Raw genomic sequence first — 20,110 nt, 5'->3', positions numbered from 1 at the left:
GTCACATGAACCGGCGCTCTAACGCCAAATTCGCTCTTGTGAAACCCCGGATCGGCCCGTAAGTCCGTCCGTGGGACACCCCTCCCCAACGAGGGGCGCTTATCTGGAAGGGTAGCATCATGGCTATTGCACAACCGGCGTCGCGGCCGGCAAATCCGCGTTTCTCCTCTGGCCCCTGCACCAAACCCCCCACATTCGATCTGACCAAGCTCGCCGACGCCGCTTTGGGCCGTTCGCACCGTGCCGCTGTAGGCAAGGACAAGCTGAAGGCTGCCATCGAGGGCACGCGCGAGATTCTGGGCATCCCCGCTGACTATAAGATCGGCATCGTTCCGGCCTCGGATACCGGTGCCGTCGAGATGGCCCTCTGGTCGCTTCTGGGCGCACGCAAGGTCGAGATGCTTGCCTGGGAAAGCTTCGGCGCGGGCTGGGTCACGGATGTGGTCAAGCAATTGAAGATCGACGCCGAGGTAAAAACCGCCGACTACGGCCAGATCGTCGATCTGGCGTCGATCGATTTCGCCAATGACGTTGTCTTCACCTGGAACGGCACCACTTCGGGCGTGCGGGTGCCGAACGGCGACTGGATCGCCGAGGATCGTCAGGGGCTGACAATCTGCGACGCGACATCCGCGGCCTTTGCGATGGACCTGCCCTGGGACAAGCTGGATGTGACCACGTTCTCCTGGCAGAAGGTTCTGGGCGGCGAAGCGGCCCATGGCATGCTGATCCTGAGCCCCCGCGCGGTGGAACGGCTGGAAAGCTACACGCCCGCATGGCCACTGCCGAAAATCTTCCGCCTGACCAAGGGCGGGAAGCTGATCGACGGCATTTTCACCGGCGCCACCATCAACACGCCCTCGATGCTGGCTGTCGAGGACTACCTCTTTGCGCTCGATTGGGCGCGCTCGGTCGGCGGGTTGCAGGGCCTGATCGCCCGCGCCGATGCCAATGCAGGCGCGGTGCACACGTTCTGCGATCAGAACGACTGGATCGCCAATCTGGCCGAGGATGCGGCGACGCAATCAAACACCAGCGTTTGCCTGAAGTTCACCGATGACCGGATCACCGATGGCGCGACATTCGCCAAAGCCGTGGCCAAACGGTTGGAGGCCGAGAACATCGCGCTGGATATCGGCGCCTATCGCGACGCGCCTGCGGGCCTGCGCATCTGGTGTGGCGGTACGGTCGAGACCTCGGATATCGAGGCGATGCTGCCCTGGCTCGAATGGGCCTATCAGGCTGAACTCGCCGCCCAGTCTGAGGCGGCCTGACGCGCGTTCCCCAACACATTCCGGGGCCTTAACGGCCCCGCTTTCCCTAAAGTCAAAGGACCAATGAAAATGGCCCCTAAAGTACTTGTTTCCGACAAGCTGAGCGAAACCGCCGTCCAGATCTTCCGCGATCGCGGCATCGATGTGGATTTCAAGCCCGATCTGGGCAAAGACAAGGACAAGCTGGCCGAGGTGATCGGTCAATATGATGGCCTCGCCATCCGCTCGGCCACCAAGGTGACCGAAAAGATCCTCGCCAACGCCGATAATCTCAAGGTCATCGCCCGCGCCGGGATCGGCACCGACAATATCGACAAGGATGCCGCGTCGAAAAAGGGTGTGATCGTGATGAACACGCCCTTCGGCAACATGATCACCACCGCCGAACATGCGATTGCGATGATGTTTGCGGTGGCGCGTCAAATCCCCGAGGCCAGCGCCTCGACCCATGCGGGCAAATGGGAAAAGTCCAAATTCATGGGCGTGGAACTGACCAACAAGACACTTGGCGTGATCGGCGCGGGCAATATCGGTGGTATCGTCTGCGACCGCGCCCGCGGGCTGAAGATGAAGGTCATCGCCTATGACCCCTTCCTGGGGCAGGACAAGGCTGACCAGATGGGCGTCGAAAAGGTCGAGTTGGATGAATTGCTGGAACGCGCTGACTTCATCACCTTGCATGTACCGCTCACCGACCAGACCCGCAACATCCTGAGCCGCGAGAACCTTGCCAAGACCAAGAAAGGCGTGCGTATCATCAACTGTGCACGCGGTGGTCTGGTCGACGAAGAGGCGCTGGCCGAGATGCTGCAATCGGGCCATATCGCGGGTGCCGCCTTTGATGTCTTCGCTGTCGAACCCGCCAAGGAGAACGCTCTCTTTGACCTGCCCAACGTGGTCTGCACCCCGCATCTGGGCGCAGCCACCACCGAGGCGCAGGAAAATGTGGCGCTGCAGGTGGCCGAGCAGATGTCGAACTATCTGCTGACCGGTGCGGTGGAAAACGCGTTGAACATGCCCAGCGTCACAGCCGAAGAGGCCAAGGTCATGGGTCCCTGGATCAAGCTGGCCGGCCATCTGGGCAGTTTCGTGGGTCAGATGACCGATGAACCTGTCAAAGCGATCAATATCCTCTATGACGGGGTCGCTGCTGAGATGAACCTGGCCGCGCTGAATTGCGCCGCCGTCGCAGGGATCATGAAAAAGTTCAACCCCGAAGTGAACATGGTCTCCGCCCCCGTCGTGGCCAAGGAACGCGGCATCCAGATCAGCACCACCAATCAGGACAAATCCGGCGCTTTCGCAGGCTATATCAAAGTGACCGTTGTCACTGACACCCGCGAGCGGTCGATCGGGGGCACGGTGTTCAGCGATGGGAAGCCGCGCTTCATCCAGATCAAGGGCATCAATATCGACGCCGAGATCGGACGCCACATGCTCTATACCACTAACGCGGATGTCCCCGGCATCATCGGCGCGCTGGGCCAGACCATGGGCACCAATGGCGTGAACATCGCGAACTTTACGCTGGGACGGGCCGGTGCGGGCGGCGAGGCAATCGCGCTGCTCTATGTTGACGAACCGGTACCCGCCGAGGCGCGCGCGAAACTGGCTGAGACCGGCCTGTTCAAACAGATCAAACCGCTGGAGTTTGACGTGGCCTGAGGCCGCCCTGCACAATCAGATCGGCCGCCCCATTGAGGGCGGCCTTTTTTGTTCCCGCACGGAGCTACAAAACACTTCCCCTTCGCGCCGCGACGCGGCACAACCCCGGCAACAGCCACGGAGGCAGGGATGACAGATCCGATCTATGCGATAGGCGACATTCACGGGCAGCTTGATGAACTGCACCGCGTTCTGGCATTGATCGAGGCGGATGGCGGCCCCGACGCCCGCGTCGTCTTTCTGGGGGATTACGTGGATCGCGGCCCCGACAGCCAGAAGGTGATCGATCTGCTGATCGAGGGGCAACAGGCAGGGCGGGACTGGATCACGCTCCTGGGCAATCACGACCGCATGTTTGCCTGGTTCATGGAGGATGTGCCACGCCATGACCCGCATCTTCTGGTTGGCTATCACTGGCTGCATGACAGGCTGGGCGGCACCGAGACGCTGCAGAGCTATGGTTTGAGCTACGACACCATGACCCGGTTGGAAGACCTGCATGCAGAAGCGAAAGAGATCGTGCCGCACGCGCATGTTGATTTCCTGCGTGGCTTGCGCCCGATGTTCGAAACCCCCGACCTCGCCTTTGTCCATGCCGGAATCCGCCCCGGCATTCCGCTGACCCAGCAGAGCGAAAACGACCTGGTCTGGATTCGGCAAAACTTTCACACCTATGCGAAACCGCATCCGAAACTGATCGTGCATGGCCATACGCCGGTCAACGTGGCAACCCACTATGGCAACCGCATCAATCTGGACAGCGGTGCGGGATATGGCAAACCTCTGAGCGCCGCAGTGTTCGAAGGAAAAAGCTGCTGGCAGCTCACGGATCAAGGGCGCATTGCGCTCGCACCCCGATCCGCTTTTTCATCTGGCTAAAAAGACCTCGAGGCAGAGCCTCTAAATGCCGGTCCAGTCCAGCACAACCTTGCCGGATTGCCCTGATTTCATCGCCCTAAAGCCCTGCGCGAACTCATCGACGCCAAACCGGTGGGTGATCACCCGTGTCACATCCAGACCGTTCTGCAGCATGGCGATCATCTTGTACCAGGTCTCGAACATCTCGCGCCCATAGACACCCTTGATGGTGATTGCCTTGAACACGATCCGGCTCCAGTCCACGGGCGATTTGCCTGGTGGGATGCCCAGTAATGCGATCTTGCCGCCCATCACCAGCGCCTCGACCATCTGGTCGAGCGCCACCTGCGAGCCCGACATTTCAAGCCCCACATCAAAGCCCTCTTTCAGGCCCAGATCGGCGACCACGTCCTGCAGATCCTCGCGCGAGACATCGACGGCCCGCACGCTGGGCACCACATGTTCCGCCAGTTTCAGACGGTCCGGGTTGATATCCGTGATCACCACATTGCGCGCCCCGGCGTGTCGCGCAACGGCGGCGGCCATGATGCCGATGGGACCTGCACCGGTGATCAACACATCCTCTCCCAGCAGATCGAAGCTGAGCGCGGTGTGTACGGCATTGCCCAACGGGTCCAGAATGGCACCGATCTCATCCGGCACATCATCCGGCAAGGGCACCACATTGAAGGCGGGTAGCTTGAGATATTGCGCAAACGCCCCCTGCTCATTCACACCGATCCCGCGTGTGCCGGGGTCCAGATGGAACTTGCCCGCCCGGCTCTGACGGCTGTCGGTTCCGATCAGATGTCCTTCGCCGGAACAGCGCTGGCCAACCTCCAACCCGGTCACGTCCTTGCCGATCTCGACGATCTCACCGGCAAACTCATGCCCGGTGATCATCGGCACCGGCACGGTGGACGCGGCCCAGTCATCCCAGTTCCAGATATGGATATCGGTGCCGCAGATGCCGGTCTTGGTCACCCGGATCAGCACCTCGTCGGGGCCGATTTCGGGGACTGGCGCCTGCACCATCCACAGACCTTCCTCGGGCTTGGACTTCTCCAGCGCCTTCATGGTGTTGGGTCGCATCAGATCACCCCCAGAGCCTTACCGACCTTGCCGAAGGCTGCCAGCGCGCGGTCCAGTTCTTCCTTTGTTAGAGCCGCATTCATCTGGGTTCTGATCCGCGCCTGCCCACGTGGCACTACCGGAAAGAAGAAGCCCGAGACATAGACACCCTCGTCAAATAACTGCGCCGCCATGTCCTGCGCCAGTGTCGCTTCACCCAGCATCACCGGGATGATCGGATGCTCACCCGGCAGCAAGTCAAAGCCCAACTTTTCCAGCCCGGTCCGCCAATACCTGGCGTTGTCGAAGAGTTGCGCGCGCAGGTCGGCGCCCTCTTCAACCAGACGTATCGCCTCTAGCCCGGCGGCGACGATGGAGGGCGGCAGCGAATTGGAAAACAGATAGGGCCGCGCCCGCTGCCGCAGAAGGTCGATCACTGGCTGCGGCCCGGCGATATAACCGCCGATTGCCCCCCCAAGTGCCTTGCCCAGCGTCCCTGTCAGGATGTCCACATCGACACCGAAGTGATCCGGCGTGCCTGCCCCGTTTGGCCCCATGAAACCGGTGGCGTGGCAGTCATCGACCATGACGATGGCGTCATACTTGTCCGCCAGCTCGCGGATTTTCGGCAGGTTGGCCAGATAGCCATCCATCGAAAACACGCCATCTGTGGCGATCATGATATGCCGTGCCCCATCCTCGCGCGCCTGTTTCAGCCATGCTTCGAGATCGTTCATGTCATTATTCAGGTAGCGATAGCGCTTGGCCTTGCACAGCCGTACCCCGTCGATGATCGAGGCATGGTTCAGGCTGTCCGAGATGATCGCGTCTTCTGGCCCCAACAAGGGCTCAAACAGCCCGCCATTGGCATCGAAACAGGCGGCAAACAGGATCGCGTCATCCTTTTTTAGAAAGGCCGCAAGCCTGTGCTCCAGCTCGCGATGAATATCCTGCGTGCCGCAGATGAACCGGACCGAGGCCATGCCGAAACCTTTCGGCTCCATCGCATCGCGAGCTACGGCAATCAGGTCGGGATGATCGGCCAGACCCAGATAGTTGTTGGCGCACAGGTTGATAACCTGCCGCCCGCCCACCGTGATCTCGCCGCCCTGCGGCGAGGTGATCATTCGCTCGCGTTTATAGAGCCCCTCGGCCTCGATCTGAGCGAGCGTGTCAGAGATTTGCGACAGGAATGCGTGCGACATGGCGACCTCCATTTGAGTCGCGCTTCTAGCATAACGGACAAGATTCCCAAATAGGGGATTTCGTAATATTGGATTTTTTTCCGCAAAGGCGGAATTTTCCCTATCAGGCGTTCTTGACGATCAGAAACACGCGGGCCGCACCGCTTTGGGCCGCAATCGCGTGCGGGACGTCGGCCGCATAGCGCGCCGTGTCGCCCGCAGACAGGTCGGTGACCGCTGCGCCCGAAGTAACCTGTACGGAACCTTCCAGCACGGTCAGTTGCTCTTGCGCGCCGCGCATGTGGGGCTGACTGCTGAGAATTCCCTCTGCCTCGAAGCTTATGTCATAAACCTCATGCCCGCCGGCCTCTTCGGGCGGGGACAGGATGCGGATACGGCAGCCTTCGCCCATATTGTCGATGCTCGGCACTTCGCCCTTGTGCAGCACTTCGATCTTGTCCGCGCTGTCGCCATCCTCCAGCAGTCCGGCGAAATCGACCTGCAGGGCGCGGGTCAGATTCCACAGCGTTGCAATGGTCGGGCTGCTCTCGCCGCGCTCGATCTGGCTGACCATCGAGCGAGAGACACCGCTGAGGTTCGCCACTGCTTCCAGCGACAGACCTTGTGCGCGGCGCGCCTCTTTCAGCCGGGATGGCAAGCGGTTCAGGATATCGTCGGGATTGTCCGTCATGACGGATTTTCTGCGCGTCGTCGTGATGTTTGTCAATCGAAGATGTGACCCCACGTCCCATGCGACAGTGCGGCGGGCCAAGTGCATAATGTGCAAAATCGTGAGGAGTGATACATGACCGATGTCGTAATTCTGGATGGTGCGCGCACCGCAATTGGTACCTTTGGCGGTGCGCTGGCCTCGACCGCGCCAATCGATCTGGCCACCGTTGTAACTGAGGCCGCTTTGGAGCGGTCAGGCGTTGAGGGCGCACAGATCGGCAATGTGGTCTTCGGCCACGTGATCAACACCGAACCGCGCGACATGTATCTGAGCCGGGTCGCCGCGATGCAGGCGGGTATTCCGAACGGCACACCTGCAATGAATGTGAACCGCCTGTGCGGGTCCGGGGCACAGGCCATCGTCTCGGCGACCCAGTCCCTGATGCTGGGCGATGCGGAATTTGCGGTCGCGGGCGGGGCCGAGAGCATGTCGCGCAGCCCCTTTATCACCCCCGCGACGCGCTGGGGTCAGAAGATGGGCGATGTGGCGTCGCTCGACATGATGCTGGGCGCACTGAATTGCCCGTTTGGCACCGGCCATATGGGCGTGACCGCCGAGAATGTGGCCGATGAACATCAGGTCACCCGCGAGGATATGGATAATTTCGCGCTGACCAGCCAGAGCCGCGCGGCGGCGGCGATCGAAGGCGGGGTGTTTGACAGCCAGATCGCGCCAGTGCAGGTCAAGGTGCGTCGCGACATGGTCGATTTCAAGGTCGACGAGCACCCCAAACCCACCACTGCCGAGGCGCTGGCCGGGCTTCGCGCCGTATTCAAGAAAGATGGCCGGGTGACCGCAGGCAACGCGTCAGGCATCAATGATGGCGCGGCGGCGATGGTGCTTGCCAAGGCAGATGCAGCGGAACGAGCGGGCCTGAAGCCCAAGGCGCGCATTCTCGGTTATGCCCATGCAGGTGTGCGCCCCGAGGTAATGGGCATCGGGCCGGTGCCTGCGGTGCAGAACCTGATGAAGCGCACCGGTCTGTCGGTGGATGACTTCGATGTCATCGAAAGCAACGAGGCCTTTGCCGCGCAGGCGCTGGCGGTGAACAAGGAGCTTGGGCTGGATGCGGCCAAGGTGAACCCGAATGGTGGGGCGATTGCGCTCGGCCATCCGGTGGGAGCGACCGGTGCGATCATCACCATGAAAGCGCTGTACGAGTTGGAGCGCATCGGCGGGTCCAAAGGTCTGATCACCATGTGCATTGGTGGTGGTCAGGGCATTGCCATTGCCATCGAACGGCTCTGATCCGGATCGTTGCAGGGGGGCTGTCTGCCCCCCATCGCGCGTCGCGCGACTCCCCCGGTGGATATTCCCGGCCAGATGAAGCTTGCGGACCCGCTCAGAACAGGGCGCTGATCAGTAGGACAACCCCGGCGCCGACACCTGATCCGGCAAGGGCAGTCCAGACTGGCAGGGATATCGGCGATTTCGGTGGCTCTTCGGTGGCCTGCGCAATCAGCATCTTTTCGACTAGCGCAGGCAGGCGCGGGCCAAAGCGGGCCAGCACCTTGGCGGTGTCGGAGAAATCCGACAGCACAGCGCGCGGACCGATGGATTCGGTGATATAGCTTTCGACCACCGGGCGTGCGACCTCCCAGATATTCATGTGCGGGTTCAGGGACCGGGCAACGCCCTCGACCACGACCATGGTGCGTTGCAGTAGGATCAGTTCGGTGCGGGTTTCCATCCCGAAGCGTTCGGTCACCTCGAAGAGGTAATTGAGCAGTCGACCCATCGAGATATGGCTGGCATCCATACCGAAGATCGGCTCGCCCACCGCGCGCAGGGCGCGGGCGAATTCGTCGACATCACGGTCGGCGGGAACGTAGCCCGCCTCGAAATGCACCTCGGCCACGCGCTTGTAGTCGCGGCGGATGAAGCCGAAGAGAATCTCGGCATAGACCCGGCGGGTATATTGGTCGATATGGCCCATGATGCCGAAATCATAGGCGACGATATCACCATTGGGCGCGACCTTGAGGTTGCCCTGATGCATGTCGGCATGGAAATAGCCATCGCGCAGCGCGTGCTGCAGGAACAGGGTCAGCACCCGTTCGCTGAGGACACGCCGGTCATGGCCTGCCGCGTCCAGCGCGTCGTTGTCCCCCAGGGGCACGCCATCGGCCCAGCCCAGCGTCATCACCCGGCGCGCCGAGAGCGACCACATGATCGTCGGCAGCTGGAAGCCTTCGTCCTTTTGCGTATTGGCGGCAAATTCCGAGGCTGCGGAGCTTTCCAAGCGCAGATCAAGCTCGCCGCGGACAACACCGTGGAAATGTTCGATCACCTCCAACGGGCGCAACCGGCGGGCGCCGGGCGCAAAAAGATCGACGATGCGGGCGGCCAGATAAAAGGCGTCGATGTCTTTCTGAAACGCCTTTTCGATGCCGGGACGTAGCACTTTAACGGCCACTTCTGTGCCACCATGGGCGATGCGGGCTTTGTGAACCTGCGCGATCGAGGCGGCGGCAATCGGTTCGCTGAATTCTTCGAACAGTTCGGGCACCGGCTGTCCGAGTTCGCGCTCGACCTCTTCCATCGCCTCCTGCCGGGAAAAGGGCGGCAACTTGTCCTGCAACACCCGCAATTGCACCGCCAACTCATCGCCCACCACGTCGGGGCGGGTCGAGAGAATCTGACCGAACTTGATGTAAGCCGGACCCAGCGCAGTGAGTGCGCGGGTGGCGGGTGGCATGTCGGGGTCGCCCTTGTAGCCGAGCCACTGGAACGGTTTGCCCAGCGCATGGGCCACGAAGCGCAGGGCGGCGGGGGCCTCGAAGGCATCCAGCACCACGTTCATGGCGCCCGTGCGCTCTAGCGTGGCGCCTGTGCGGATCAGGCGAATGATGTTGTGGGGTCCGCGCATGCGTCAGATTTTCCAGCCGGAATGCAGGGCCGCGATCCCCATGCTCAGATTGCGGTATTTGGCGTTCTCGAACCCCGCCTTGCAGAGCATCGACAGGAAAGTCTCCTGATCGGGGAAGTTGCGGATCGATTCCACCAGATACTGATAGCTGTCGCGATCCCCGGCGATCATCTGCCCCATGCGCGGGATGACGTTGAAGCTGTAGAGATCATAAAGTTTCTGTAGCCCGTCATTGGGAATCTGGCTGAATTCCAGCACCATCAGGCGGCCACCGGGACGCAGCACGCGGAACGCCTCGTTCAGGGCCTCTTGCGGGCGGGTCACGTTCCGGATGCCGAACGAGATCGTGTAGACGTCGAACGTGTTGTCCTCGAAGGGCAGCGCCATGGCATCACCCACCACCCAATCCAGACTGTCGGCCATCTGTTCAGCCTCGGCGCGCTTGCGGCCTTCGATCAGCATTGGTTCGGTCAGGTCCAGAACCGTGGCGTGGCCATAGCCTGCGCGTTTGAGGAACCGGAACGAGATGTCACCGGTGCCGCCTGCCACATCCAGCAGCCGCTGGCCGGGGCGCGGCGCGAGCCAATCCATCATCGCATCTTTCCAGACCCGATGGATGCCGACGCTCATCACATCATTCATGATGTCGTATTTCGAGGCGACCGAATTGAAGACCCCCTGCACACGTCCCGCTTTCTCGGACTCGGGGACGGTTTTGAAACCGAAATGGGTGGTTGTGTCGCTTCTGTCTGACATGCGGCTTGCCGTTTGCTGAATTTCGCCCTTGTTATAGGACGCTGAGAGGTGGGCACAATGCGGCCCATTGGACAGGAGTGCCTTAATGCCCGAATTGCCCGAGGTCGAGACCGTCAGGCGCGGCCTTTTGCCCGCGATGGACGGTGTGGTCCTGAAACGGACCGACGTCAACCGCCCCGACCTGCGTTGGCCATTTCCCGAGCGCATGGCCGAGCGGCTGCACGATGTGCGTGTAGAACGTCTGCGGCGGCGGTCGAAGTACCTGCTGTTGGATCTAAGCAGCGGCGAGACGCTGCTGATCCATCTGGGTATGTCGGGGCGGATGACCGTCTCGGGCGATCCGCTGGGTCAGTTCCTGCATGAGCATCCGATGCCGGAAAAACACGATCATGTGGTGTTTCACATGGAGAACGGAGCGCGGGTGACCTTCAACGATCCGCGCCGCTTCGGGGCGATGGACCTGATGCCGACCGATGGTGCGGAACAGCACAAGCTGCTATCGGTTTTGGGGCCGGAGCCCTTGGGTAACGCCTTTGACGAGCCGTATCTGATCGCGGCGTTCAAAGACCGCAACACGCCGGTGAAATCCGCGCTGCTGGATCAGGGAATCGTTGCCGGTCTGGGCAATATCTATGTCTGCGAGACGCTCTATCGCGCCGGTATCTCGCCGCGCCGCAAGGCTGGCAGAATTTCTGCATCCCGTGTGGGTGCAATGGTTCCGATCATCCGCGCCGTCCTGTCCGAGGCGATTGAGGCGGGCGGGTCGAGCCTGCGCGATTTCCGTCAAGCCGATGGTGAGCTTGGATATTTCCAGCACCGCTTCGATGTATATGACCGCGAGGGTCAGCATTGCCGAACCCCCGATTGCCCCGGCGTGATCACGCGCATCGTGCAGTCGGGCCGGTCGTCTTTCTATTGTCCGGCTTGCCAAAGATAGCTTGAACCATAGGCTGTGCATGGTAAGGAATCGCTTCTGACCGGAACAACCGAAAGCACCACTCAATGGCTTTTCAGACGATCATCGTCGACATTGAAGACCACGTCGCCCTCATCAAACTGAACCGACCCGATGCGCTGAACGCGCTCAACACCGAGTTGCTGGGCGAGCTGTGCACGGCGCTGGAAAGCGCCGACGAAAACGACAAGGTCAGATGTGTTGTCCTGACCGGGTCGGACAAGGCTTTTGCCGCCGGTGCCGATATCAAGGAGATGTCCGAGAAGAGCTTTGTCGAGGTGTTCGAAGAGAACCTCTTTGCCTCGGCCAATGACCGCATCAGTGCCATCCGTAAACCGATCGTTGCAGCCGTATCGGGCTATGCGCTGGGCGGCGGGTGTGAATTGGCGATGATGTGTGATTTCATCATTGCGGCCGAAAATGCAAAGTTCGGCCAGCCAGAGATCAACTTGGGCGTCATCGCGGGCATGGGCGGATCGCAGCGTCTGACCCGCTTTGTGGGCAAGTCGAAGTCGATGGACATGAACCTGACCGGGCGCTTCATGGATGCCGAAGAGGCCGAGCGCGCCGGGCTGGTCAGCCGCATCGTACCCACCAAGAAGCTCATGGAAGAGGCAATGGCCGCCGCGCAGAAAGTGGCCGAAAAATCGCAGCTGAGCGTTCTGGCCGCCAAGGAATCGGTGAACCGGTCTTATGAACTGACCCTGAACGAGGGCATGCTGTTCGAACGCCGCGTGTTCCATTCGATGTTTGCCACCGAAGACCAGAAAGAGGGCATGGCCGCCTTCCTGGAAAAGCGCGAGGCGCAGTTCCGCGACAAGTAGCGGTTGGCCGGGCCCAAGATTGGGCTTGGCAAGCCCTGCGAACTTGGGTAATGAGCGCCGCTATACATGCGCGTGCGGCCCGCTCAGGCTCGAATCACAAGGGTGAACTCCGGCCCCTGCAGGTTCCGTCATTGCGCAATCGAGACAACGGAACCGAGATAAGGTAACAGACCACATGGCCAATTCGCCCCAAGCCAAGAAGCGCGCCCGTCAGAACGAAAAGCGTTTCGCAATCAACAAAGCGCGTCGCTCGCGCATCCGTACCCACCTCCGCAAGGTTGAAGAGGCCATTGCGTCCGGCGATCAGGCGGCCGCAACCGCAGCCCTGCGCGCGGCACAGCCCGAGCTGATGCGCGGCGTGTCCAAAGGCGTCTTCCACAAGAACACCGCATCCCGCAAGATGTCGCGCCTGTCCGCACGCGTAAAGGCGATGGCCTGATCCGCGCAGCGAATCTGCAAAATGCGAAGATCTGAAAAAGGCACCCCTGCGGTGCCTTTTTTTATGGCTGTTGCAACATTGCCGCTGTCCCGCAGGCGCCCGAGATTCGTTGTCATTAAAGACTGAGTCAACATTAGAGTTTCATTGCTGCCGCGCCCCTCGTGTTGCTACCACTGTTCTAGCGATTCACTCGCTTGGGGGGACAGGACGTTTTTGGTCGATTCTGACAGGCATCAGAGACGAGCGAAGACGAAAGCCACGCTCCGGGTCAGCCCGGAAGGCTTGGTCTGCTGCTAGCTGCGTACTGCCACGCGGTGTAGCCCTGTCTAGATAAAGTTGTGTGCCGAATTTGCGCGCCACGAGTCCGTTGTCACTGCGGAGTCTGTGTTCGTGTTGCCGGTATTGTTGTCTGACGGGAGGACAACTCGCTTCGGATCGAATTCCGATGGCGCAACCCCTTTGCGTGTGAGCCGTGGCCGGCCGAACTCCGGTCAATAAATGGGCAAAAATGGCGGCTGCCGGGATGGCGGCCCAGCAAAACGAGGGATGCGTGAGGCACTTGATGACACAAGAGAAATGGGGACAACTTCGTGAACGACTGCTCAAGACTGTCGGAAAAAACAACTATACGACCTGGATCGAGCCGTTGAAATTTCAGGAACTGGAAGATGGCGTCGCCGTCTTTTCGGTGCCCACGAATTTCATGGGAAACTATGTCAGCCAGAACTTCGCCGATCTTATTCTCTATGAACTGAACACGTCCGGCGAGGACGTGCGCCGTCTGGCCTTTCGCGTCGCAGCAAACTCGCCCGTACGCCCGACCATGATCGCAACTGAAGAAGAAGCAGAGCAGGAAGTTTCGATCGCCGCACCTGCCGCCTCGCCCGCCCTTTCCAATACGCCGCTGGACGCGTTGCAGACTGCGCCGCTGGACAAGCGCTTTACCTTTGAACGCTTTGTCGTCGGCAAACCGAACGAACTGGCCCATGCTGCCGCCCGCCGCGTGTCCGAGGGCGGCCCCGTCACGTTCAACCCGCTGGTGCTTTATGGGGGCGTCGGGCTGGGCAAAACGCACCTAATGCACGCCATCGCCTGGGAACTGCGCGAACGTCAGCCTGACCTGAACGTACTCTACCTGTCTGCCGAACAGTTCATGTACCGCTTCGTGCAGGCCCTGCGCGAACGCCGGATGATGGATTTCAAGCATCTCTTCCGCTCGGTCGACGTGCTGATGGTCGATGACGTGCAGTTCATCGCCGGTAAGGACAGCACCCAGGAAGAGTTCTTTCACACCTTCAACGCGCTGGTGGATCAGAACAAGCAGATCATCATTTCGGCTGACCGCGCACCGGGTGAGATCAAGGATCTGGAAGACCGGGTGAAATCGCGCCTGCAATGCGGCCTGGTCGTCGATCTGCACCCGACCGATTACGAGTTGCGTCTGGGCATCCTGCAAAACAAGGTGCAGCAGCACAGCGCCACCTACCCCGACCTGAAAATCCGCGACGGCGTGCTGGAATTCCTCGCCCATCGCATTTCCACCAATGTGCGCGTGCTCGAAGGCGCGCTGACCCGGCTCTTTGCCTTTGCCTCGCTGGTAGGGCGTGAGATCGACATGGAGCTGACCCAGGATTGCCTGGCCGATGTTCTGCGTGCCTCGGAGCGCAAGATCACGGTCGAGGAAATCCAGCGCAAGGTCTCGGAATACTACAATATCCGCCTCAGCGACATCATCGGGCCCAAGCGTGTGCGCTCTTACGCGCGGCCCCGGCAGATCGCGATGTACCTGTGCAAGCAACTGACCAGCCGGTCGCTGCCCGAGATCGGGCGCCGCTTTGGCGGGCGCGACCACACCACCGTCATGCATGGCGTACGCCGCATCGAAGAGCTGAAGCTGACCGACGGCCAGATCGCCGAAGATGTCGAGATGCTGCGCCGCGCGCTAGAGGCCTGATCGACCCTCGGTTTCCCGGTCATTTGTGTGTTCCTCCACACGTTTGACCGGGAACTGCATTCCGAGTGGGGCACGGGCCTTGACGCCCGTGTCTTTCCGGCTGACAAATCTGTAAAAAATCTTGTGTCGGTGCGGCAACCCGCTAGGGTGCGTGTCCCGGCCCATGCAGAGGAACAAGGGAAATGAAGATCAGCATCGAACGCGGCACTCTACTCAAGGCCGTGGCGCAGGCTCAGTCTGTTGTGGAACGGCGCAACACCATCCCCATTCTGGCCAATGTGCTGATCGAGGCCGAAGGCGACAGCGTTCAGTTCCGGGCAACCGATCTGGACATCGAAGTGGTCGACAGTGCCCCCGCTCAGGTTGAACGCGCAGGCGCCACCACCGTCGCCGCGACCACCCTGCATGAGATCGTGCGCAAACTGCCCGACGGCGCGCTTGTCACACTGACCGCAGATAGCGCGACAGGCCGTCTGACGGTCGAGGCGGGCCGCTCGAACTTCTCTTTGGCCACTCTGCCGAAAGAGGATTTTCCGGTCATGGCGTCCTCGGAATACCAGTCGAATTTTACGGCCAATGCCGCCGTATTGCGGCGCCTTTTCGACAAGTCGAAATTCGCCATTTCCACCGAAGAAACACGGTACTATCTGAACGGCGTCTACATGCACGTAGCCGACAGCCCCGAGGGCGGCAAGACGCTGCGCTGTGTCGCAACCGACGGGCACCGTTTGGCCCGGATCGATTCCGAATTGCCTGCCGGGGCCGAGGACATGCCCGGCGTGATCGTGCCGCGTAAAACCGTGGGCGAGCTGCGCAAGCTGCTGGACGATGACGAGATGGATATCGCCGTGTCGGTCAGTGAAACCAAGGTGCGCTTTGCCACGCCTGACATCACGCTGACCTCGAAAGTGATCGACGGCACCTTCCCCGATTACACCCGCGTCATCCCGCAGGGGAATAACCGGCGGCTGGAGGTGGATGCCTCGGAATTTGCGCAGGCCGTGGACCGGGTGGCGACGGTGTCGTCAGAGCGGTCGCGCGCGGTGAAGCTGCAACTGGACGAGGACAAGCTGGTCCTGTCGGTCAACGCCCCCGATAGCGGCGCTGCTGAAGAAGAACTGGCGGTGGCCTATGGCGATGAGCGGCTGGAGATTGGATTCAACGCCAAATACCTGCTGGAAATTGCCAGCCAGGTGGATCGGGAAAACGCGGTCTTCATGTTCAATTCGGCCGGTGACCCGACCCTGATGCGCGAAGGCAATGATCAGAGCGCGGTCTATGTGGTCATGCCGATGCGCGTTTGATCGTGCTGCCACGCGATGCCATCGGCGAGCGTCGTCTCCAATAGAAGAAGGGGCTGGTTGGTTTGCTGGCCCTGACATCCCTCAAACTCTCTCACTTCCGGTCCCACAAGCGGGCGCAGATGGCGCTGGACGGGCGGCCCGTGGCGCTGCATGGCCCCAATGGGGCGGGCAAGACCAATGTCATCGAAGCGGTCTCGCTATTCTCACCCGGACGCGGATTGCGCCGGGCCAGCGCCGCCGACATGACGCGCCGCCCCGAGGCGCTGGGCTGGAAGCTGACAGGCGTTCTTGAAACGCAGGGCAAACGGTACGAGATCGAAACCTGGTCCGAGAGTGGCGCCGCGCGGCAGGTGCGTTTGGACGGCAAGAGCGCCAGCCAGATCGCGCTGGGCCAGATAGCGCGCGTGGTCTGGCTGATCCCTGCGATGGACCGGCTCTGGATCGAGGGGGCAGAAGGGCGGCGGCGCTTTCTGGACCGGATCGCGCTTAGCTTCGATCCCGGCCATGCCGAGGCCTCGCTGACCTATGACAAGGCCATGCGCGAGCGTAACCGGCTGCTGAAAGACGAAGTGCGCGACGCCCATTGGTACGGCGCGCTGGAACAGCAAATGGCTGCGGCAGGCCATCGCATCCATCAGGGTCGCGTTGCGGCGCTGGACCATTTGCGCCGCGCCCAGAATGATGCCGAGACCGCCTTTCCAACAGCGGAACTGGACCTGATCCAGTCTGAGGGTGAGATGCCCGAGACCGAGGCGGACCTGCGCGAGGCGCTGCAGGAGTCCCGTTTTCGCGACATCGCTGCCGGGCGGGCGCTTGTTGGGCCACATCGCAGCGATCTTTATGGCGTCTATGCCGCCAAGTGCGTCCCCGCGAAAGATTGTTCGACGGGCGAACAAAAGGCGCTGCTGATCTCACTGATCCTGGCCAATGCGCGGGCGCTTTCGGGTCTTATCGGCACACCACCGATCCTGCTGCTGGACGAGGTTTCGGCGCATCTGGATGCTGGCCGCAGGGCAGCACTTTACGACGAGATTTGCGCCCTGAGCGCGCAGGCCTGGATGACCGGAACGGGGCCCGAACTGTTCGCCGAACTGGGCGATCGGGCGCAATATCTGAGCGTGACCGAAGCAGACGGACTCTCGCAGGTTTCACCCGCCTGAAACCCTCAAAAAACGAGGGGATTCACGTGACATTCCCGCCTGCGTTTCGTATAAAATCGCAGAAATATAATAGGAAGGCGCGAATGTCCGAGAACGAGCAAACCCCGCAGGAATATGGCGCGGATTCCATCAAGGTTCTCAAGGGATTGGAGGCGGTTCGCAAACGTCCCGGCATGTATATCGGCGACACCGATGATGGCTCGGGCCTGCACCATATGGTGTATGAAGTCGTCGATAATGGCATAGACGAGGCTCTGGCCGGTCATGCCGATCACGTCACCGTGAAAATCCACGCCGATAGCAGTGTCTCGGTCAGCGATAACGGCCGCGGTATTCCGGTGGGCATTCACGAAGAAGAAGGCGTTTCCGCCGCCGAGGTCATCATGACCCAGCTGCATGCGGGCGGGAAATTCGACAGCAATTCCTACAAGGTCTCGGGCGGTCTGCACGGCGTTGGTGTCTCGGTGGTGAACGCGCTGAGCGATTGGCTGGAACTGCGCATCTGGCGCGAGGGCAAGGAACATGTCGCACGCTTCGAGGGTGGCGAGACCAGCGAGCATCTGACCGTTGTCGGGGAGTGCGGAGAACAAACCGGCACCGAAGTGCGGTTCCTGGCCTCGACCAACACGTTCTCGAACCTCGACTACTCCTTCGACACGCTGGAAAAGCGGCTGCGTGAACTGGCCTTCCTGAACTCGGGCGTGCGCATCATCCTGATCGACGAACGCCCCGCCGAGCGGTTGGAAACAGAGTTGTTCTACGAAGGCGGGGTCAAGGAGTTCGTCAAGTATCTCGACCGCTCGAAAAGCCCGGTGATGGATCAGCCGATCTACATCAAGGGCGAGCGTGACGAGATCGGGGTTGAGATCGCGATGTGGTGGAATGACAGCTATCACGAGACGGTCCTGCCATTCACCAACAACATCCCGCAGCGCGATGGCGGTACGCACGTGGCCGGTTTCCGTGGCGCCCTGACGCGGACAATCAACAGTTATGCGCAATCCAGCGGCATCGCGAAAAAGGAAAAGATCAGCTTTACCGGCGATGACGCGCGCGAAGGGCTGACCTGTGTGCTTTCGGTCAAAGTGCCCGATCCGAAGTTCTCGTCGCAGACCAAGGACAAGCTGGTCTCATCCGAAGTGCGCCCCGCAGTGGAGAGCATGGTGAATGAGAAGCTGGCCGAATGGTTCGAAGAGAACCCCAATGAGGCCAAGCAGATCGTTGGCAAGATCATCGAGGCCGCCCTGGCCCGCGAAGCCGCGCGCAAGGCCCGCGAGTTGACCCGCCGCAAGACGGCGATGGATGTGAACTACCTCGCCGGCAAGCTCAAGGATTGTTCCGAGAAAGACCCCTCGAAAACCGAAGTGTTCCTGGTCGAGGGCGACTCGGCTGGTGGTTCGGCCCAGACCGGGCGCGACCGGCTGACCCAAGCCGTGCTGCCCTTGCGCGGGAAAATCCTGAACGTGGAACGCGCGCGGTTCGACCGGATGCTGTCGTCGCAAGAAATCGGTAACCTCGTGATGGCGCTGGGCACCGGCATTGGCCGCGATGAGTTCAACATCGAAAAGCTGCGCTACCACAAGATCGTCATCATGACCGACGCCGACGTGGACGGCGCGCATATCCGGACCCTGCTGCTGACCTTCTTCTACCGCCAGATGCCGGAACTGATCGAGGGCGGCTACCTCTACATCGCTCAGCCACCGCTATACAAAGTGGCGCGCGGCAAGTCCGAGGTATACCTGAAAGACCAAGCCGCGCTGGATGACTATCTGATCAATCAGGGTGTCGAGGGGGCCGTGCTGAAGCTCGGATCGGGTGAGGAAATCATCGGTCAGGACCTGACCCGTGTTGTCGACGAGGCGCGGCAGCTGAAACGCGTGCTGGACGCGTTCCCGACCCATTACCCCCGCCATATCCTGGAACAGGCTGCGGTTGCGGGAGCCTTCGTGCCCGGCGCCGTAGACGCCGATCTACAGGGTGTGGCGGACAAGGTCGCCGCCCGTCTCGACCTTATCGCACTGGAATACGAGCGCGGCTGGCAGGGCCGGATCACGCAGGATCACGGCATCCGTCTGGCCCGCATCCTACGCGGAGTGGAAGAGGTGCGCACGCTGGACGGCCCGATGCTGCGCTCAGGCGAGGCCCGCAAGACCGGCAGCTTCACCCAGAGCCTGCAGGAGATTTATAGCACGCCCGCAACGCTGGTTCGCCGCGACCGGATGCAAGCGATCCACGGCCCGCTCGACCTGCTACGCGCGATCCTTGAGGAGGGCGAAAAGGGCCTGTCCCTGCAGCGCTACAAGGGCTTGGGTGAGATGAACCCCGACCAACTCTGGGAGACCACTCTGGACCCGGATGCGCGCACGCTGTTGCAGGTACGAGTGGACGATATGGTCGAAGCTGACGATCTCTTCACCAAGCTCATGGGAGACGTCGTCGAACCACGCCGCGAGTTCATCCAGAAAAACGCCCTTAGCGTTGAGAACTTGGACTTTTGAAGGTTTGTAGGGAAGCGTAAAAAACTGCAATCGCCCCAAAAGATTGCATAGTTTGCCCATAATATTGCATGATTTCCCTTTTTGTGTGTTTTGAAAGCGGTCAACTCACCCTTAAGCCGTCATCAAGCTCAGTGCCACGTTGGTTGGTTGGATGTAGGATTGTGTTTTCGCTCACTGATCGATACCAGTGCTAGTTTTTTGAAGCAGGATTGAGCAGCGCAAGTGGCTTTCCTTACGCTCGGCTCCGTCGAATGCCGATGATGCATTGTGGTGTGTCCTGGCGCGACTACGAAATTAGTTAAAGGTGTGTATAGAAAGCATCTTTTGTCTCGCTTTCGCCTTCAAAGATCACACCTACAACAAATCACCGACCTAATCTGCGTGCTTGACTTGTTGGAATAGTTGCTACCAATCTTGCTCAACTGAACGACTACCGACTGACGTCGGTAGGATCGGCGATGTGGTTTTCGAGGTATTGCAACACGACGTCTTCGGTGATGGCGCCGTTGGTCGTTGAGAAATACCCTCGCCCCCAGAACCGGCGTCCCCAATAGCGCTTGCGG

The 20,110-nt window shown here is 60.7% G+C and carries 17 protein-coding genes; 11 read left to right on the top strand and 6 right to left on the bottom strand.

Features of this window, described 5'->3' with window-relative positions; genetic code table 11:
- Positions 1 to 119 precede the first annotated feature (119 nt).
- The 3 genes from AB1E34_RS16655 to AB1E34_RS16645 all read left to right on the top strand — a co-directional run bounded on the left by AB1E34_RS16655 (position 120) and on the right by AB1E34_RS16645 (position 3,818).
- The gene (locus tag AB1E34_RS16655; RefSeq protein WP_372573457.1) at positions 120 to 1,274 is read left to right on the top strand and encodes a phosphoserine transaminase; all 1,155 of its coding nucleotides are present in this window, start codon (positions 120 to 122) and stop codon (positions 1,272 to 1,274) included.
- Between the two features lie 69 nt (positions 1,275 to 1,343).
- Positions 1,344 to 2,939, top strand: a complete 1,596-nt coding sequence (serA, locus tag AB1E34_RS16650; protein WP_372573456.1) for a phosphoglycerate dehydrogenase — start codon at positions 1,344 to 1,346, stop codon at positions 2,937 to 2,939.
- Between the two features lie 129 nt (positions 2,940 to 3,068).
- Positions 3,069 to 3,818 carry a metallophosphoesterase family protein gene (locus AB1E34_RS16645; protein ID WP_372573455.1) on the top strand — a complete coding sequence of 250 codons (750 nt, stop codon included), beginning with the start codon at positions 3,069 to 3,071 and terminating at the stop codon, positions 3,816 to 3,818.
- A gap of 21 nt (positions 3,819 to 3,839) precedes the next feature.
- Here the strand turns inward: AB1E34_RS16645 and tdh are convergent, their stop codons facing one another.
- The 3 genes from tdh to AB1E34_RS16630 form a co-directional block, all read right to left on the bottom strand.
- On the bottom strand, positions 3,840 to 4,874 hold the full coding sequence (gene tdh, locus AB1E34_RS16640) for an L-threonine 3-dehydrogenase (protein WP_372573558.1): 1,035 nt from the start codon (positions 4,872 to 4,874) through the stop codon (positions 3,840 to 3,842).
- A 14-nt stretch (positions 4,875 to 4,888) separates the two neighbouring features.
- Positions 4,889 to 6,073: a glycine C-acetyltransferase gene (locus AB1E34_RS16635; RefSeq protein WP_372573454.1), complete on the bottom strand. Its 1,185-nt coding sequence runs from the start codon at positions 6,071 to 6,073 to the stop codon at positions 4,889 to 4,891.
- 103 nt (positions 6,074 to 6,176) lie between these two features.
- Positions 6,177 to 6,743 (bottom strand): helix-turn-helix domain-containing protein, encoded by a 567-nt coding sequence (locus AB1E34_RS16630; protein WP_372573453.1) that lies wholly within the window; start codon positions 6,741 to 6,743, stop codon positions 6,177 to 6,179.
- Positions 6,744 to 6,857: 114 nt separating this feature from the next.
- Between AB1E34_RS16630 and AB1E34_RS16625 the strand changes: the two genes are divergently transcribed.
- Entirely contained in the window at positions 6,858 to 8,033 is a 1,176-nt protein-coding gene (locus AB1E34_RS16625) for an acetyl-CoA C-acyltransferase family protein (protein WP_372573452.1), read from the top strand.
- A 94-nt stretch (positions 8,034 to 8,127) separates the two neighbouring features.
- Here AB1E34_RS16625 and ubiB read toward each other — a convergent pair whose 3' ends face one another.
- Together ubiB and ubiE are read right to left on the bottom strand one after the other, a co-directional pair.
- On the bottom strand, positions 8,128 to 9,654 hold the full coding sequence (gene ubiB / locus AB1E34_RS16620; RefSeq protein ID WP_372573451.1) for a 2-polyprenylphenol 6-hydroxylase: 1,527 nt from the start codon (positions 9,652 to 9,654) through the stop codon (positions 8,128 to 8,130).
- A gap of 3 nt (positions 9,655 to 9,657) precedes the next feature.
- Positions 9,658 to 10,410, bottom strand: coding sequence for a bifunctional demethylmenaquinone methyltransferase/2-methoxy-6-polyprenyl-1,4-benzoquinol methylase UbiE (gene ubiE / locus AB1E34_RS16615; RefSeq protein ID WP_372573450.1), 753 nt, complete (start codon positions 10,408 to 10,410; stop codon positions 9,658 to 9,660).
- An 85-nt stretch (positions 10,411 to 10,495) separates the two neighbouring features.
- On the opposite strand from ubiE, the gene mutM reads away from it, so the two are divergent.
- The 7 genes from mutM to gyrB all read left to right on the top strand — a co-directional run bounded on the left by mutM (position 10,496) and on the right by gyrB (position 19,547).
- Positions 10,496 to 11,347, top strand: a complete 852-nt coding sequence (mutM, locus tag AB1E34_RS16610; RefSeq protein WP_372573449.1) for a bifunctional DNA-formamidopyrimidine glycosylase/DNA-(apurinic or apyrimidinic site) lyase — start codon at positions 10,496 to 10,498, stop codon at positions 11,345 to 11,347.
- 65 nt (positions 11,348 to 11,412) lie between these two features.
- Positions 11,413 to 12,189, top strand: a complete 777-nt coding sequence (gene acuK / locus AB1E34_RS16605; protein ID WP_372573448.1) for an acryloyl-CoA hydratase — start codon at positions 11,413 to 11,415, stop codon at positions 12,187 to 12,189.
- A 175-nt stretch (positions 12,190 to 12,364) separates the two neighbouring features.
- Positions 12,365 to 12,628, top strand: a complete 264-nt coding sequence (gene rpsT / locus AB1E34_RS16600) for a 30S ribosomal protein S20 (RefSeq protein ID WP_306201706.1) — start codon at positions 12,365 to 12,367, stop codon at positions 12,626 to 12,628.
- A 562-nt stretch (positions 12,629 to 13,190) separates the two neighbouring features.
- Positions 13,191 to 14,582 carry a chromosomal replication initiator protein DnaA gene (gene dnaA, locus AB1E34_RS16595; protein WP_372573447.1) on the top strand — a complete coding sequence of 464 codons (1,392 nt, stop codon included), beginning with the start codon at positions 13,191 to 13,193 and terminating at the stop codon, positions 14,580 to 14,582.
- Between the two features lie 182 nt (positions 14,583 to 14,764).
- Positions 14,765 to 15,886, top strand: a complete 1,122-nt coding sequence (dnaN, locus tag AB1E34_RS16590; RefSeq protein WP_306201704.1) for a DNA polymerase III subunit beta — start codon at positions 14,765 to 14,767, stop codon at positions 15,884 to 15,886.
- 62 nt (positions 15,887 to 15,948) lie between these two features.
- Positions 15,949 to 17,046, top strand: coding sequence for a DNA replication/repair protein RecF (gene recF / locus AB1E34_RS16585; protein ID WP_372573446.1), 1,098 nt, complete (start codon positions 15,949 to 15,951; stop codon positions 17,044 to 17,046).
- Positions 17,047 to 17,129: 83 nt separating this feature from the next.
- Entirely contained in the window at positions 17,130 to 19,547 is a 2,418-nt protein-coding gene (gene gyrB, locus AB1E34_RS16580) for a DNA topoisomerase (ATP-hydrolyzing) subunit B (RefSeq protein ID WP_372573445.1), read from the top strand.
- A 430-nt stretch (positions 19,548 to 19,977) separates the two neighbouring features.
- Here gyrB and AB1E34_RS16575 read toward each other — a convergent pair.
- Positions 19,978 to 20,110, bottom strand: a 133-nt coding sequence (locus AB1E34_RS16575) for a transposase (RefSeq protein ID WP_372573319.1), incomplete at its 5' end; no start/stop codon positions are given.

The organism is Ruegeria jejuensis, assembly GCF_041537905.1.
In the GTDB taxonomy this organism is placed as follows: domain Bacteria; phylum Pseudomonadota; class Alphaproteobacteria; order Rhodobacterales; family Rhodobacteraceae; genus Ruegeria_C.
The sequence above is the reverse complement of the archived record's forward strand: the minus strand, read 5'-3'. Positions and strand labels throughout refer to the sequence as shown.